General features: G+C 72.1%; 14 protein-coding genes. 2 read left to right on the top strand and 12 right to left on the bottom strand.

Annotated elements, in window-relative coordinates; translation table 11 throughout:
* Nucleotides 1-34 precede the first annotated feature (34 nt).
* Both MYF83_RS01000 and MYF83_RS00995 read left to right on the top strand, forming a co-directional pair.
* Nucleotides 35-1,159 (top strand): FecCD family ABC transporter permease, encoded by a 1,125-nt coding sequence (locus MYF83_RS01000; protein WP_248958195.1) that lies wholly within the window; start codon nucleotides 35-37, stop codon nucleotides 1,157-1,159.
* Entirely contained in the window at nucleotides 1,156-1,965 is an 810-nt protein-coding gene (locus MYF83_RS00995) for an ABC transporter ATP-binding protein (RefSeq protein ID WP_248958194.1), read from the top strand. Before MYF83_RS01000 ends, MYF83_RS00995 begins: the two co-directional genes overlap by 4 nt.
* Before the next feature lie 125 nt (nucleotides 1,966-2,090).
* Here the strand turns inward: MYF83_RS00995 and tatA are convergent, their stop codons facing one another.
* The 12 genes from tatA to recG form a co-directional block, all read right to left on the bottom strand.
* On the bottom strand, nucleotides 2,091-2,378 hold the full coding sequence (tatA, locus tag MYF83_RS00990) for a Sec-independent protein translocase subunit TatA (protein ID WP_248958193.1): 288 nt from the start codon (nucleotides 2,376-2,378) through the stop codon (nucleotides 2,091-2,093).
* A gap of 187 nt (nucleotides 2,379-2,565) precedes the next feature.
* Complete coding sequence (ftsY, locus tag MYF83_RS00985; protein ID WP_248958192.1) at nucleotides 2,566-3,747, bottom strand: signal recognition particle-docking protein FtsY; 1,182 nt, start codon at nucleotides 3,745-3,747, stop codon at nucleotides 2,566-2,568.
* A gap of 113 nt (nucleotides 3,748-3,860) precedes the next feature.
* Nucleotides 3,861-7,553: a chromosome segregation protein SMC gene (gene smc, locus MYF83_RS00980; protein ID WP_248958191.1), complete on the bottom strand. Its 3,693-nt coding sequence runs from the start codon at nucleotides 7,551-7,553 to the stop codon at nucleotides 3,861-3,863.
* A 239-nt stretch (nucleotides 7,554-7,792) separates the two neighbouring features.
* A complete protein-coding gene (locus tag MYF83_RS00975; RefSeq protein WP_248958190.1) occupies nucleotides 7,793-7,987 on the bottom strand; it encodes a hypothetical protein in 195 nt (64 codons plus the stop codon).
* A gap of 189 nt (nucleotides 7,988-8,176) precedes the next feature.
* The gene (locus MYF83_RS00970) at nucleotides 8,177-8,476 is read right to left on the bottom strand and encodes an acylphosphatase (RefSeq protein WP_248958189.1); all 300 of its coding nucleotides are present in this window, start codon (nucleotides 8,474-8,476) and stop codon (nucleotides 8,177-8,179) included.
* Nucleotides 8,473-9,378 (bottom strand): bifunctional DNA-formamidopyrimidine glycosylase/DNA-(apurinic or apyrimidinic site) lyase, encoded by a 906-nt coding sequence (mutM, locus tag MYF83_RS00965; protein ID WP_248958188.1) that lies wholly within the window; start codon nucleotides 9,376-9,378, stop codon nucleotides 8,473-8,475. Before mutM ends, MYF83_RS00970 begins: the two co-directional genes overlap by 4 nt.
* A 3-nt stretch (nucleotides 9,379-9,381) precedes the next feature.
* A complete protein-coding gene (gene rnc / locus MYF83_RS00960; protein WP_248958384.1) occupies nucleotides 9,382-10,095 on the bottom strand; it encodes a ribonuclease III in 714 nt (237 codons plus the stop codon).
* 268 nt (nucleotides 10,096-10,363) lie between these two features.
* On the bottom strand, nucleotides 10,364-10,543 hold the full coding sequence (gene rpmF, locus MYF83_RS00955; protein ID WP_248958187.1) for a 50S ribosomal protein L32: 180 nt from the start codon (nucleotides 10,541-10,543) through the stop codon (nucleotides 10,364-10,366).
* 1 nt (nucleotide 10,544) lies between these two features.
* Nucleotides 10,545-11,117: a YceD family protein gene (locus tag MYF83_RS00950; protein ID WP_248958186.1), complete on the bottom strand. Its 573-nt coding sequence runs from the start codon at nucleotides 11,115-11,117 to the stop codon at nucleotides 10,545-10,547.
* A 48-nt stretch (nucleotides 11,118-11,165) separates the two neighbouring features.
* A complete protein-coding gene (coaD, locus tag MYF83_RS00945) occupies nucleotides 11,166-11,642 on the bottom strand; it encodes a pantetheine-phosphate adenylyltransferase (protein ID WP_248958185.1) in 477 nt (158 codons plus the stop codon).
* 15 nt (nucleotides 11,643-11,657) lie between these two features.
* Entirely contained in the window at nucleotides 11,658-12,227 is a 570-nt protein-coding gene (rsmD, locus tag MYF83_RS00940; RefSeq protein WP_248958184.1) for a 16S rRNA (guanine(966)-N(2))-methyltransferase RsmD, read from the bottom strand.
* 546 nt (nucleotides 12,228-12,773) lie between these two features.
* The gene (gene recG / locus MYF83_RS00935; protein ID WP_248958183.1) at nucleotides 12,774-14,972 is read right to left on the bottom strand and encodes an ATP-dependent DNA helicase RecG; all 2,199 of its coding nucleotides are present in this window, start codon (nucleotides 14,970-14,972) and stop codon (nucleotides 12,774-12,776) included.
* Between the last annotated feature and the right edge of the window lie 109 nt (nucleotides 14,973-15,081).

The raw sequence follows: 15,081 nt of genomic DNA, 5'->3' as shown, positions 1-15,081 counted from the left end.
TCGCGCCCGTTCGCGGCTCGAGATCGGTACATCCGTGAGCGCCCCACCCGGGACCGTCACGGCCCCCGCAGCCGCCACCACCGCGGGCGCGGTGCGGCTCGCGCATCGGCGGCCCCTGCGGATCGGCCGCGTGTCCCTGCTGCTGCGGCCGCGAGGGCTGGCCGTCACCGTGACCGGGCTCGCGCTGCTGCTCCTGCTCACGGCCCTGCACCTGCGGCTCGGCGACATTCCCATGAGCCTTTCGGAGGTCGTCGCCGCGGTGCTCGGCGGCGGCACCGGTGGGGCCCGGCTCGTGATCATGGAGCTGCGCCTGCCGCGCGCGCTCACCGGCGCGCTCGTGGGCGCCGCCCTGGGCGTCTCAGGCGCGATCACCCAGGCCATCGCCCGCAACCCGCTGGCCGGCCCGGACATCCTCGGCGTCACCTCCGGCGCGAGCCTGGCCGTCGTCGCCGCCACCGTGGCGGGCGGGGCCGCGTACGGCGGCGCCGGCGGCGTCCTGGCCGCCATCGGGATCCCCGCCGCCGCCCTCGCCGGCGGGCTCGCCGGCGCGCTGCTGGTGTACGGGCTCGCATGGCGGCGCGGGCTCGACGGCTACCGGCTGGTCCTGGTGGGCGTCGGCGTCGTCGCGGTGTTCACCAACCTGAAGTACTGGCTGCTGACCGTGGGCGACGTCAACGACGCCACCCGGGCCATGGTCTGGATCAGCGGCTCCCTGAACGCCAGGGGCATGGAGCACGTGGTTCCGACGGCCCTCGCGCTCGCCATGGTCCTCCCGGCGACACTGCTCGGCACCCGCACTCTCGCCGTCCTGCGCCTGGGCGACGACACCGTCCGCGGGCTCGGCGTGCGCATCGACCTGGCCCGGGGCTCCTTGCTGCTCTGCGCCGTCCTGCTCGCGTCCGCCGCCACCGCCGCGGCAGGGCCGATCGCGTTCGTCGCCCTGGCCGCACCGCAGATCGCCCTGCGGCTCGCGGGCGTCGCGCAGCCGCCGCTGGTCGTCTCCGCCGTCGCCGGGGCCGTGCTGGTCACCGGCGCCGACCTGGCCGCCCGGACACTGACGCCGGTCGAGCTGCCCGTCGGGATCGTCACGGCGGTGCTCGGAGCCCCGTACCTGATCTATCTTCTCGTCCGCACACGACGCGCCAGAGGTGCCATTTGAGACTCCAGGCGGTCGACGTCAAGCTCGGCTACGGCGATCGGCTGATCGTCGACGGGCTCGACCTCGGCATCGAGACCGGCACGGTGACCACGATCATCGGCCCCAACGGCTGCGGCAAGTCCACCCTGCTGCGCGCCCTGGGCCGCCTGCTCAAGCCGCTGTCAGGCCACGTCCTGCTGGACGGCCGGCACATCCACCGGATGCCGAGCAGGGAGGTCGCGAAGATCCTCGGAGTGCTGCCCCAGGCGCCGGCCGCGCCCGAAGGGCTCACCGTGGCCGACCTCGTGGCCAGGGGACGCCATCCGCACCAGGCGTGGTACCGCCAGTGGTCCGCGGGCGACGAGGCGGCGGTCGAGGACGCCCTGCGCATGACCGGGCTGCTCGACCTGGCCGAACGCCCCCTGGACGAGCTGTCCGGCGGGCAGCGCCAGCGGGCGTGGATCTCCATGGCGCTGGCCCAGGGCACCGACCTGCTCCTGCTGGACGAGCCCACGACCTTCCTCGACCTGGCCCATCAGATCGACGTCCTGCAGCTCGTGAGCCGCCTGCGCGACGAGGCCGGACGCACGGTGGTGATGGTGCTGCACGACCTCAACCTCGCCGCCCGCCACTCCGACCGGCTCATCGCCATGCGCGACGGCCGCGTGGTCGCCGCCGGCACCCCGCACGAGGTGATGACCGAGCCTGTCCTCGACGAGGTCTTCGACCTGGAGGCCAAGGTCATCCCCGACCCCGTCACCGCCACCCCACTGGTCGTCCCCATAGCGATCCGCCCCCGCCCCACCGAAACGAGCACCCCCCGCTAGGACGGCCGCGCCGCATTCGGTGTGCCCGCCGTCACGGCTCGCACGGTCAGTTCTCCACCGGGCTTCCTCGCCCGACCGGTCGCGCCGCGCAGTCCGTCAAATGGCGCCGAAGGCACCATCTTCGGTCAGCGGGTCTCGTGGTCGTCCGGCCGAGGGGCGGCGGTCGCGGCCCTGAGCCGGGCGTTCTCCTCTTCGAGTGCGCGCAGCCGCTCTTCGACGGCCGGCGAGACGGTCGCGCTCGGCGCCTGGGCGACCGGGAGGTCGTCCTCGTCGTGGAGCTTGGTGGTCTCTCGCTTCAGAATGCGCAGCGACTGCCCGAGAGCCTTGGCGGTGTCCGGCAGCTTCTTCGCGCCGAAGAGCATCACGAGCACCACGAACACGATCATCCAGTGAACAGGGCTCAGCGAACCCATGACCGGCTCCCCCTTCGGTCGCCATTTCCCCTGGTCACAGGCTATGCGCTCGAACCGGTGCCCGCGACGGCGGGCCGTACGGGCATGCCCGGGCGCTCATGACCGCGCGCCGACGCGAGCGCCGTGCTTGCGTCGGTGCCGCGAAACCGGCCCGGCGGCGCGGAGGGGCGCCGCCGGGGGGTGGGAGTCAGTCGCCGAGGAGGGCGTCGATGAAGACCTCGGGGTCGAAGGGGGCGAGGTCGTCGGGGCCCTCGCCGAGGCCGACGAGCTTGACCGGGACGCCCAGCTCGCGCTGGACGGAGATCACGATGCCGCCCTTGGCCGTGCCGTCGAGCTTGGTCAAGACGATGCCGGTGATGTTCACCGCCTCGGCGAAGACCTGGGCCTGGCGCATGCCGTTCTGCCCGGTGGTGGCGTCGAGCACCAGCAGGACCTCGTCGACCGTGGCCTTCTTCTCGATGACCCGCTTGACCTTGCCCAGCTCGTCCATCAGGCCGGTCTTGGTGTGCAGGCGGCCCGCGGTGTCGACGATCACCGTGTCGACCTTGTCGTCGATGCCCTTGGACACCGCGTCGAAGGCCACGGAGGCCGGGTCGGCGCCCTCGTCCTTGCGCACGACCTCGGCCCCGACGCGCTCGCCCCAGGTCTGGAGCTGGTCGGCCGCGGCGGCGCGGAAGGTGTCGGCGGCGCCCAGCAGGACCTTACGGCCGTCGCCGATCAGCGCCCGGGCGAGCTTGCCGGTGGTCGTGGTCTTGCCGGTGCCGTTGACCCCGACGATGAGCACGACGGCGGGCCGCTCGCCGTGCGGCGCGGTGTGCAGAGTGCGGTCCATGTCGGCGCCGATCAGGACGAGCAACTGCTCGCGCAGCAGGCCGCGCGCCTCGTCGTGGCTCCGCGAGCCGAGCACCTTGACCTTGGTGCGGAGCTCGTCGACCATCGAGCGGGTCGGCGAGACTCCCACGTCGGCGGTGATCAGCGTGTCCTCGATCTCGTCCCAGACGTCGTCGTCCAGGCGGTCGCGCGAGAGCAGCTCCAGCAGGCCTTTGCCCAGCGAGCTCTGCGAGCGGGCGAGGCGGGCGCGCAGCCGCACCATGCGGCCGGCGGAGGGCGGCGGGATCTCGATCGCGGGCGCGGGCGGCGCGATGGGTTCGACCGGCTTGACCGGCGGCGGGACGGTCGTCGTGGCCGAGTCGTCTTCCAGCACGCCGGTGGCCGGCCCTTGCGGCGGCTCCGGAATGGTGGGCGCCTCCGGCGGCCGGACCGGCGGTGGAGCGTGCCTGTCACGGGGCCGGAAGAGCAGGAACATGCCACCCGCCGCAAGGATCGCGACGAGGACGACGATCATGATGATGCCGAGGTACCCATCCACAAGATGTCAGTTTTCCAGACGAGGGACCATGCTCACGCCCGGGCTCGCCCACGGCGCGCCGGTTGTACCGACATTTCGCTGTATGTCGGGATGCACTTATCCCCCAGATGGGGTCAGGCGGTTTCGCGTTCGCGGAGGCGTTGGCTGACCACCTGGGTCACGCCGTCCCCGCGCATGCTCACGCCGTAGAGGGCGTCGGCGATCTCCATCGTGCGCTTCTGGTGGGTGATGACGATGAGCTGGGAACTCTGCCGCAGCTCCTCGAAGAGGGTGAGGAGCCGCTGGGTGTTGGTGTCGTCCAGCGCCGCCTCGACCTCGTCCATCACGTAGAACGGCGACGGCCGCGCCTTGAAGATCGAGATGAGGAACGCCACGGCGGTCAGCGAGCGCTCGCCGCCCGACAGCAGGGACAGGCGCTTGACTTTCTTGCCCGGCGGCCTGGCCTCCACGTCGACGCCTGTGGTGAGCATGTCGGAGGGGTCGGTCAGCAGCAGGCGCCCGTCGCCGCCGGGGAAGACCCGGGAGAAGATGGCCTCGAACTCCCGCGCGACGTCCTCGTAGGCGGCCGTGAAGACCTGCTCCACCCGCTCGTCGACCTCCTTGACCACCGTCAGCAGGTCGCGCCGGGTCTTGCGCAGGTCCTCCAGCTGGGAGTTCAGGAAGGTGTGCCGCTCCTCCAGCGCCGCGAACTCCTCCAGCGCCAGCGGGTTGACCTTGCCGAGCTGGGCCATCTGCCGCTCGGCCACCTTGGCCCGCTTCTCCTGCTCCTCTCGGACGTAGGGCACGGTCTCGCCCTCGCCCTCGCCGTCGGCGACCGGAACGGGCTGCTCGGGGCCGTACTCGGCGATCAGGGCGTCCATCTCGACGCCGTACTCCTCCATGGCCCGGGTCTCCATCTGCTCCAGGCGCAGCCGCTGCTCGGTGCGGGCCACCTCGTTGCCATGGACCCGGTTGACCAGCTTGTCCAGCTCGCCCGACAGCTCGCGGACGCGGACGCGCACCGCCTTGAGCTCGGCGTCGATCTCGCCGCGCGCCCGTTCGGCCTCCGCGCGCTCCTCGTCGGCCAGCGCCAGCGACGCCTCCAGCACCCCGAGCGCGCGGCCCGCGCCGCGGACGACCGCCTCGGCGACCTGCGCCTGGGCACGGCGGCGTTCCCGCAGGGCGGCGGCTCCGGCCCGCTCCTCGCGTTCGCGCCTGGCCGCCCGCATGAGCTGGTCGGCGCGGCCTTCGATGCCCCTGACCCGCTCCTCGGTCGTGCGGACGGTGAGGCGGGCCTCCATCTCGGCCTGCCGGGTGACCGCGCAGGCGCCGGCCAGCTCGTCGCGGGTCTCCGTGGTCGGCTCGGCCGCCAGCTCGTCGGCGTACTCGGCCTCGGCCAGACGCTCCTCCAGCTCCACGACCCCGGCGAGGTCGCGGTCGCGCGCCTGCTCGGCCGCCGCGACGCTTCCCGCCAGCCGGTCGCACTCGTCGCGGGCCGCCTTGGCGGCGGCGTCGAGCTGCGCCAGCCGCCTGGCCACGACGGCGACCCGCTGGTCGGCCTCCCGCTGCGCGGCCCGGACGCGGTCGAGCACGCCCTGCGCGGCGTTCACCCCGGCCTGGGCGGTGTTGACCCCGGTCTGGGCCTGGGCGGCCCGCGCCTGGGCGGTCTCGACGGCCTGCTGGGCGGCGCGCTCGGCGCCGGCGGCCTCCTCCAGCCCGCCCGCCGTGTGCTCGGCGGTGGCCCGGGCCTGCGCGAGGTCGGCGACCGCCTGGTCGAGCGCGGCCCGCACCTGCAGCACCGAGGTGCCGCCGCCGGACCCGCCGTGCGCGAAGTACGCCCCCACCAGGTCGCCCGACCAGGTGACGGCCCGCAGGTCGGGACGCTCCTCCACGAGCTTCCTGGCCACCGTCACGTCCTCGACGACGACCACGCCGGACAGCAGGTGCTCGACGGCCGGGCGGAACGCGTCGGACACGGTCACAAGATCGCAGGCCCATGGGACGCCGTCCACGAGGGCCGGCCTGGTGACGGCGGTGTCGGACGCGACGACCAGCCCGGCCCGGCCGGCCTCGTCCGCGCGCAGCAGCTCCACGGCGTCGACGACGGTCGACAGCGACTCCACCGCGACCGCCTCCGCGGCGGCGCCGAGCACGGCCGCGATGGCCACCTCGGCCCCCGGCTGGACGGTCATCATCGCGGCGAGGGGCCCGAGCACGCCCGTGAGGCCGGACGCCATCAGCGCCGCCCCGCCGTCGGCGCCACCGGCCAGGCTCATCTCCAGGGCGTCCCGGCGGGCTTCCAGGGCGGCGACGGCCCGCTGGGCCTCCTGGTCGGCGGAGCGAGCGGCGGTCACGGCCGTGCGCGCCTCGGCGAGGGCCCTTCTCGGGCCGTCGACGGCCGCTCTGGCCTCCTCGACGGCGGCCCGGGCCTCCTCGGCGGCGGCCTTGGCCTCCTCGACGCCCTGCTCCGCCAGCGCGAGCTCCTCGGCGAGCGCGGGATCGCCGCCCGGCTCGCTGAGCTCCTGCGCGTCGTGCTCCTCCTGCGCCCGCTCGCTTCGCTGGCGGGCCTCCTGGAGGGCCTTGGTAAGGCGCCCGATCTCCTCCTCGGCGGCCCTGGCACGCCCGCGCACGGCGGCCACCTCGCCACGCAGCCTCGCCAGGCTCTCGCGCCGGTCGGCCGCCTCCCGCGCCGCCGCGGCCAGGCGGCGCTCCTCGACCGCGAGCGCGCTCTCGGCCTCCGATCGGCGCCAGACGGCCTGCTCCAGGATCTCCTCGGCCTGCTCCAGCTCGACCCTGAGCGCCTCCTCGCGCTCGCGCACCTCGGCCGCCTCGCGCTCGTAGTCCTCCGGGTCGCGCCCGCGGCGCTCGATGGAGGCGGCCTCGACGGCGTGACGGTGCCGCTCGGTGGCCAGCGTCTCGACGCTGTGGAACCGCTCCTTGAGCGCGGCCAGGCGGTAGTAGGTCTCCTGCGCGGCGGCCAGGCGCGGCTGTGCGGCCCCCTCGGCGGCCTCCAGTTCGGCCTCGCGGGCCTGGCCCTGCTCCAGCTCGGCCTCGGCCTGGGCGCGCCGGGCGCGCACCGCCGCCTCGTCGGCCGCCTCCCGGTCGAGGTGCGTGCGCAACCGTACGACGTCGTCGGCGAGCAGGCGCAGCCGCGCGTCGCGCAGGTCGGCCTGGATCACCGCGGCCTTCCTGGCGATCTCCGCCTGGCGGCCGAGCGGCTTGAGCTGCCGGCGCAGCTCGGCGGCGAGGTCCTGGACGCGGATGAGGTTGGCCTGCATGGCGTCGAGCTTCCGCAGCGCCTTCTCTTTGCGTTTGCGGTGCTTCAGGACGCCCGCCGCCTCCTCGATGAAGGCTCTGCGCTCCTCTGGGCCCGCGTGGAGCACGGTGTCGAGCTGGCCCTGGCCGACGATCACGTGCATCTCGCGGCCGATGCCGGAGTCGGACAGCAGCTCCTGGATGTCCAGGAGCCGGCAGGTGTCGCCGTTGATGGCGTACTCGCTCTGGCCCGACCGGAACATCAGCCGGCTGATCGTGACCTCGGTGTAGTCGATCGGGAGCGCGCCGTCGGTGTTGTCGATGGTCAGCGTCACCTCGGCACGCCCGAGGGGCGGCCGCGAGGACGTGCCGGCGAAGATGACGTCCTCCATCTTGCCGCCGCGCAGGGATTTGGCGCTGTGCTCGCCCATGACCCAGGCGAGGGCGTCGACGACGTTGGACTTGCCGGAGCCGTTGGGACCGACCACGCAGGTGATGCCGGGCTCGAAGCGCAGGGCGGTGGCGGAGGCGAAGGACTTGAAGCCGCGCAGCGTGAGGTTCTTGAGATACACGCGCGCCGACCTCCCCGTCTGCTCGGAGATCGCCTGCGTGCCTCCGGGCGATCCCTGCCGGGCACACTACCGGCTCACGCGGCCTCCAGTGTGCTCACCGCGAGGTCCGGGCGCCGGAAAACGCCTCCGGAGGGTTCGCCGCCGGGCCAGGAGGGAACGACGAGGCGCAGGAAACCAGGAGAAATGACAAGGGACGCCTTTGCGGGGCGTCCCTGACAGTGTGTGCCGTACCGAACCTCTCAGGTGAGGGCCGGCTCGCGATCCTGCAGACGAGAGAACGCCTCATCCCGCGACTGGGCCGCGAGAGCGTCGTTCTGGGCCTGGAGCCTTGTGAGCTCTGCCTCCAGATCCCGGATTCGCTGCTGGAGACGGCGCATTTCCGAGACCATTCGAGGGTCAAGACCGCCGACGTGGCCGAGTAGAGCCTTCGCCATGGTTAAGGGTCCTCCACGCTGAGTGACCAAACTGGTTCGCGCACTTCTTGCCGCGGGAGGGGTGCGCGTGTTTCCTATCAAGAGTCGCACCGGCAATGGAGGCGGTCAAGTTGAACGCTCCCCATGAATGCACCAATGGGCACTCCCGACATGTAAATATACCGCATTTAGGGGGTTTAAGGGAAGCGCCTACCGCTCCACGAATCCACCAAAACCACCGCGAACCGGTGACCAGCGCTCCACCACTACATCTACCCGCCCAGGGGTGTCACCACCCCTGAGCTGCGCAAGAAGCTTCTCACAGGCTTCGCGAGGCCCCTCGGCGACCACCTCCACCCGCCCGTCGGCCAGGTTCGACGCCGATCCGACCAGGCCGAGCTCCAAGGCCCGCGCACGCGTCCACCAGCGGAAACCCACTCCCTGGACCCGGCCGCGCACCCAGGCGTTGAGACGAATGTCACTCGCGCCGGCCCCAGCGTCGTCGCTCATGCCCCCACCCGGGGTTGACAACGCGGGCAACTGTAGGAAGACCTGTTCATGAACGCCTCCCGCAGGACGGGCCCGCCGCAGCGGGCGCACGGCTCGCCCTGCCTGCCGTACACGTTGAGTGACCGGTCGAAGTAGCCACTCTCACCGTTGACGTTGACGTACAGGCTATCGAACGAGGTGCCGCCCTGGCCGAGGGCCTCGCGCATCACCTCGCGCACCGCGGCCAGCAACTCGTCGATCTTGCGCCTGCTCAGCCCGCGGGTCGGCGTGCCGCCGTGCAGCCCCGCGCGCCACAGCGCCTCGTCGGCGTAGATGTTCCCGACGCCGCTGATCAGCGACTGGTCGAGGAGCGCACGCTTGATCTCGGTCTGCCTGGCGCCGAGCCGCAGCGCGAACATCTCCTCGTCGAACGCCTCCTCCAGCGGATCGGCCGCGATGTGCGCGATCGGCTCGGGAACGGCCCGCGCGAGCGGCACCAGGGGGGCGACGAGCAGGTGGCCGAAAGTGCGCTGGTCGACGAACCGCAACTCCGGCCCACCGTCGGCGAAGCCGAGCCGCACTCGCAGATGCTTCTCGAGCGGCGACCCCGCCTCGACCACCAGCAGTTGCCCGCTCATCCCCAGATGGGCGAGCAGGGCCTCCGAGGCGCCGATCCCCTCACCGGCGCCTGGCGACGCCCCAGAGCCGTTCTGCGCGTCCGCCAAGGGCATCCAGAGGTACTTGCCCCGGCGCTCGGCGGAGACCAGCGTGCGCCCGGCCAGCCGGCCGGCGAACTCGGCGGCTCCCGGCACGTGCCTGCGGATCGCGCGAGGATGCAGCACCTCGGCGTAGGCGATCGTGCGTCCGGCGACCCAGCGCGACAGCCCACGCCGTACGACCTCGACTTCGGGCAGCTCCGGCATCGGTCAGGTGGCCGCCTTCTCGAGTTTCTCCTGCGCATCGCTGCGGGCGCGGATCGCGTTCCAGGCGGCCTCCGCGGCCTGCTGCTCGGCTTCCTTCTTGCTGCGCCCGGCGCCCGAGCCGTACTCCTGGCCGCCGACCCGCACGACCGCGGTGAACGACTTGGCGTGGTCGGGCCCGCTCTCGTCCACGTGGTACTCGGGGACGCCCAGCATCTCCGACGCCGTGAGCTCCTGCAGCGAGGTCTTCCAGTCGAGGCCCGCCCCGAGCGAGGCCGAGCGCTTGATCAGCGGGTCGAACAGCAGGTGCACCACACGGAAGGCCTCGTCGAGCCCCTTGTCGACGTAGACGGCGCCGATCAGCGCCTCCAGGGTGTCGGCCAGGATCGAGGACTTGTCGCGGCCCCCCGTGCCCTCCTCGCCCCGGCCGAGCCGGGTGAAGCGGCCCAGGTCCAGGGCCCGCGCGACGTCGGCGAGCGCGCGCATGTTGACCACGGCCGCCCGCAGCTTGGCGAGCTGGCCCTCGGGCAGGTCGGGATGCCCGCGGAACAGGGTGTCGGTGACCACCAGGCCCAGCACCGAGTCGCCCAGGAACTCAAGGCGCTCGTTGGTGGGCAGGCCACCGTTCTCATAGGCGTACGAGCGGTGCGTCAGCGCCCGCTCCAGAAGCCGGTCGTCCAGCCGGACGGCGAGCACGCGCTCGAGCTCGTCCCTGGCGATCTCTACGGCGATGGGCTTCCCACCTGCGGCCACGTCTCCTCCTCGGACGGTGTGTATCCGGCCGTCACGCAGCACGTCACGACCATGGTCGCGATGGCGGATGGAACGCGGGTAATGCCCGAAAACGTGGTGGACGCCGGGAGATTGCGGCAACCCCGGCGCCCACCACGGCCGCGGGCGAACCGCCACCGCACGCCTTGGCACGGTGGACGGTCTTCCCGGCCGGATGCCTCGCATCCGGCCGGCTCACCGGCCACCGCAGGCGTGATCAGGCCGACGGCTCGATGACCTGACGGCGGTTGTAGGTGCCGCAGGTCGGGCATGCCACGTGCGGCAGCTTCGGCGACCGGCACTGGTTGCAGCTCACGAGCACCGGCGCGGCGGTCTTCCACTGCGCGCGGCGGGAGCGGGTGTTGCTCCGCGACATCTTCCGCTTGGGGACGGCCACGTCAACCCTCCTGGGTCTTGTTGTTCTCGATGTTCAGGCTCTGCAACGCCGCCCAGCGGGCGTCGATGCTCTCGTGCCGGTGGTCAGGGCCGGCTTCCGCCAGCTTGACCCCACACTCCACGCACAACCCGAGGCAGTCTTCACCGCAGACCGGGCTCAACGGCAGTGCGAGCACCACCGCGTCGCGGAACGTCGGCTCGAGATCGAGGAGTTCACCGTCGAGGAGTGAGTCGTCCTCGGCGGCTTCTTCCGCCGAGTAGAAGAAGAGCTCCTGGAACCCGACCTCGATCTCCGAGGTCAGCGGATCCAGGCACCGCGAGCACTCGCCGCTGAGCGGAGCCCGCGCCGTGCCCGTGAGGAGCACGCCTTCCATCACTGCCTCGAGCCGGATGTCCAGCTCGATTTCGGCGTCCTTGGGAACGCCGATCATGCCGACGGTGAGATTCTCCGGAGCCGGCAGAGAACGGGAGATCTCGCGCATGGATCCCGGCCGCCGTCCCAGATCGTGGGTCGAAATCACCCATGGGGCTCGGGGGTCGAGGCTACGCAGCGTCTTCCTGCTCTCTTGAGGCATGGCGAATCACCGCCGTCGTACAAGGCCGATGAGAAAGAATACCAGGACTCAGCCGCGCAGCCGTTCGACCAGCATCCGGTGCACAAGATCAGGCACGAGTCCGGAGACGTCCCCACCATATCTGGCGATCTCCTTGAGCCTGCTCGACGACAGGAAGGAGTACTCCGGGTTGGTCGACATGAACAGCGTCTCCACACCCGACATCCGGTAGTTGAGCTGGGCCATCTGCAACTCGTAGTCGAAGTCGCTGACCGCTCGCAGACCCTTGACGATCGTCGGGATGCCCTGCTGCTTGCAGAAGTCGACGAGCAGCCCGTAGAACTTCTCCACGCGCACGTTGCCGTACTCCTTGGTGACCGCCTGGAGCGTCTCGATGCGCTCGTCCACGGTGAACAGGCTCTTCTTCTCGACGTTGATCAGCACGGCGACGACGACCTCGTCATACAGCCGGGAAGTCCGGCCGATGATGTCGAGATGACCGTTGGTGACGGGATCGAAGGATCCCGGACAGACGACGCGACGCAAGGCAAACCCCCAGTTTCACTGGTTCCCGGCGGCGCGACCGTACCAAACGGACGCTTCGCCATAGCGACGGACCCTCTCCTCAGCGAAACCCGAGGGCCAGACAAGGTCCTTCCCCCGTGACTCCCGCTCCACCGCGACCAAGGCGTCCGCGGCGAGCCAGCCGTTGTCACGGAGACGCTCCAGCACCTCCCGGACCATCTCGTCCTTGACGGCGTACGGAGGATCGGCGAACACGAAGTCGTAGGGTTCGTCGCACGCGCCGGCCACCAGGCGCTCGACCTTGTCACCGCTGACGACGGCCCCCGGCAGGCCCAGCTCGGCGATGTTCGCCCTGATCGTGCGCACGGCTTTCACGTCGGACTCGACCAGCAGGGCGTGCTCCGCCCCCCGCGAGAGGGCCTCCAGGCCCACCGCGCCCGACCCGGCGTAAAGGTCGAGCACCCGCGCGCCGTCCAGCGGCCCTAGAAGGGAGCCCACGGTGGAGAACAGCCCCTCTCTGGCACGGTCGCTCGTCGGCCGGGTGCCGCGCCCCGGGGGGACGGCGATCCGGCGCCCACCGGCGGTTCCTGCGATGACTCGGGTCACCCGCCCATTCTCGCCGCCGCCCGCGCCGGCCAGGCACCGAGGTCAAGAGTGCCCAAGTGTCGTCGACGAATGCGCAAGGGTCGTTCCCCACAGCCGCCCGAGCCCACATGATGAGTTCTGCGGCCTTCATGGTGACCCAGGGGAAGGCCGACCGGCGTGATCGTGAGCCCTTCCGCGCGCCGGTGCCCTCGGCACCTGACCCGAGGGTGGGCCCAGCCGGGGACGGCATTCGGGGGGAGGCCGTCCCAAGGCTGGGCCCTGGGTCATTTTCTGTGTTTGTCGGCCTCGCTCCGCTCGGCGGGCTCGGAGCGCCCTTGAGGCGGCGGTCTTCGTCGTCGTCCGGGCTCGTACCTCACCCTCCCTCCTCCTCAGACCACCGCCGCGCCCCGAGCCGTGTTCCTTTGCCTCGCTCCGCTCGGCGGGCTCGTGGCGCCTTTGAGGCGGCGGTCTTCGTCGTCGTCCGGGCTCGTACCTCACCCTCCCTCCTCCTCAGACCACCGCCGCGCCCCGAGCCATGCTTGCTCGGCCTCGCTCCGCTCGGCGGTCTCAGGCTTTTTCCAGGAACTCGGCGCGCTCGTCGCCGAGGAGCCTGTCGATCTCGGCCCTGAGCTCCGGGTGCTCCGCCAGCTCCGGGTCGCCGGAGAGCAGGCGGGCCGCCTCTTCGCGGGCGTCCCTGATGACCTCCTCGTCGCGGAGCAGCCGCAGCATCTTCAGCGACGACCTGCGCCCGGACTGGGCCGCGCCGAGCACGTCGCCCTCGCGCCGCTGCTCGAGGTCCACCCGCGACAGCTCGAAGCCGTCGAGGGTGGCCGCCACCGCGTCGAGCCGGTCGCGCGCGGGAGTGCCCGCGGGGAAGTCGGTGACCAGCAGGCACAGGCCGGGCAGGCCGCCCCGGCCCACCCGCCCGCGGAGCTGGTGGAGCTGGGAGACGCCGAACCGGTCGGCGTCCATGATGACCATCACCGAGGCGTTGGGCACGTCCACCCCGACCTCGATCACGGTGGTGGCCACCAGCACGTCGACCTCGCCGCGCGTGAAGGCCCGCATCACCGCGTCCTTCTCCTCAGGAGGCAGGCGGCCGTGCAGCACCTCCACCCGCAGCCCGGCCAGCGGGCCGCCCGCGAGCATGGGAGCGACCTCCATGACGGCCAGAGGCGGCCTGCGCTCGGCGGCGGCCTCCTCTGCCTCCGCCGCCTCGGCCAGGTCGCCGAGGTCGCCCTCGTCGCCCTCGAGGTCGCCGATGCGGGGGCACACGATGTACGCCTGGCGGCCGAGGCCGACCTCCTCGCGGATGCGCTCCCAGGTGCGCTCCAGGAAGTGCGGCTTGTCGGCCGCCGGCACGACGTGGGTCGTGATCGGCGCCCGGCCGGACGGGAGCTGGCTGAGCGTCGACACCTCCAGGTCGCCGAAGACCGTCATGGCGACCGTGCGCGGGATCGGCGTCGCCGTCATCACCAGCACGTGCGGGCGCCCGCCCCCGGCCTTCTCGCGCAGCGCGTCGCGCTGCTCGACGCCGAAGCGGTGCTGCTCGTCCACGACCACAAGGCCGAGGTCGGCGAACTGGACGTGCTCCTGGAGCAGGGCGTGGGTGCCGACGACGATGCCGGCCGCCCCGGACGCCGCGTCGAGCAGCGCCGCGCGCCGCCCCGCGGCCCCCATCGAACCGGTGAGCAGCGTCACCGCGGTGCCCCCGAACATGCCGCCCGTACCGAGGTCGCCGAGCATGCGCGTGATGGACCTGTGGTGCTGCTGCGCCAGGACCTCGGTCGGGGCGAGTAGCGCCGCCTGGCCTCCGGCGTCGACGACCTGGAGCATCGCCCGCAGCGCCACCACGGTCTTGCCCGCGCCCACCTCGCCCTGGAGCAGGCGGTGCATCGGATGGGCGAGCGCCAGCTCGGCCGCGACCTCCTCGCCGACCTCGATCTGCCCCTCGGTGAGCTGGAACGGCAGCCGACCGTCGAAGTCGGCGAGCAGCCCGTCGCCGCGGCGGGGGCGGGGAGCGGCGGGCCAGGCGGCGGCGGCCTGGCGCCGCTGGGCGAGCACGGCCTGGAGCACGAACGCCTCGTCGAACTTCAACCTCATGCGGGCCCGCGAGATGTCGCCCTGGTCGCGTGGCCGGTGCACGGCCTCCAGCGCTTCGGCGAGGCCGGACAGCCGGTGGCGGGCGCGCAGGTCGGCGGGGAGCGGGTCGGGAATCGGGCCGAGCGTGTCGAGCACGACGCCGATCGCCCTGCGGATCACCCAGGAGGTGATGCCGCTCGCCGCCGGGTAGATCGGCACCGGCGCGGCGGCGAACTCGGCCGCCGAGGACTCGGTCTCCTCGAACGGCTCGAACTCGGGATGGTTCAGCTGCCACTTGGCCCGCTCGCCGCGCCCGAACCGCCCGACCTTGCCGGAGAACATCGCCCGGGTGCCCGGCTTGAGCCGGGTCTCGACCACGTGGGAGACCTTGCCGAAGAACGACAGATAGATCGTGTTGCGCCTGCCGTCGACGACCTCGACCTCCAGCCAGGTGCCCGAGCGGTTGCGCATGGGCTTGCGCATCAGGCGCGACACCTCGCCCACGACCGTGACGTGCTCGTCGACCTCCAGGGCGTCGAGCGCGGTCAGCTCCCCCCGCTCGGCGTACCGCCGGGGGTAGTGGCGGAGCAGCTCGCCGACGGTGGTGATGTTGAGCGAGCTCTCGAGCGGCTTGGCCGTCTTGGGGTCCAGCGCCTTGATGAGCGGCTCGTCGAAACGCGTCACGTCATCAAGTTCTACCGCTCAACGCCGACAGGAAAGCCCAACTCCCCACCCGAACCCCTCTCGCCCCGGAAGATCACCGGGCGAGCGTCTCCCGGGGGCCGTGCGAGCG

Origin of the sequence: Sphaerisporangium perillae, from assembly GCF_023276435.1 — a bacterium.
In the GTDB taxonomy this organism is placed as follows: Bacteria; Actinomycetota; Actinomycetes; order Streptosporangiales; family Streptosporangiaceae; genus Sphaerisporangium; species Sphaerisporangium perillae.
This window is presented reverse-complemented; position numbering and strand designations above follow the sequence as displayed.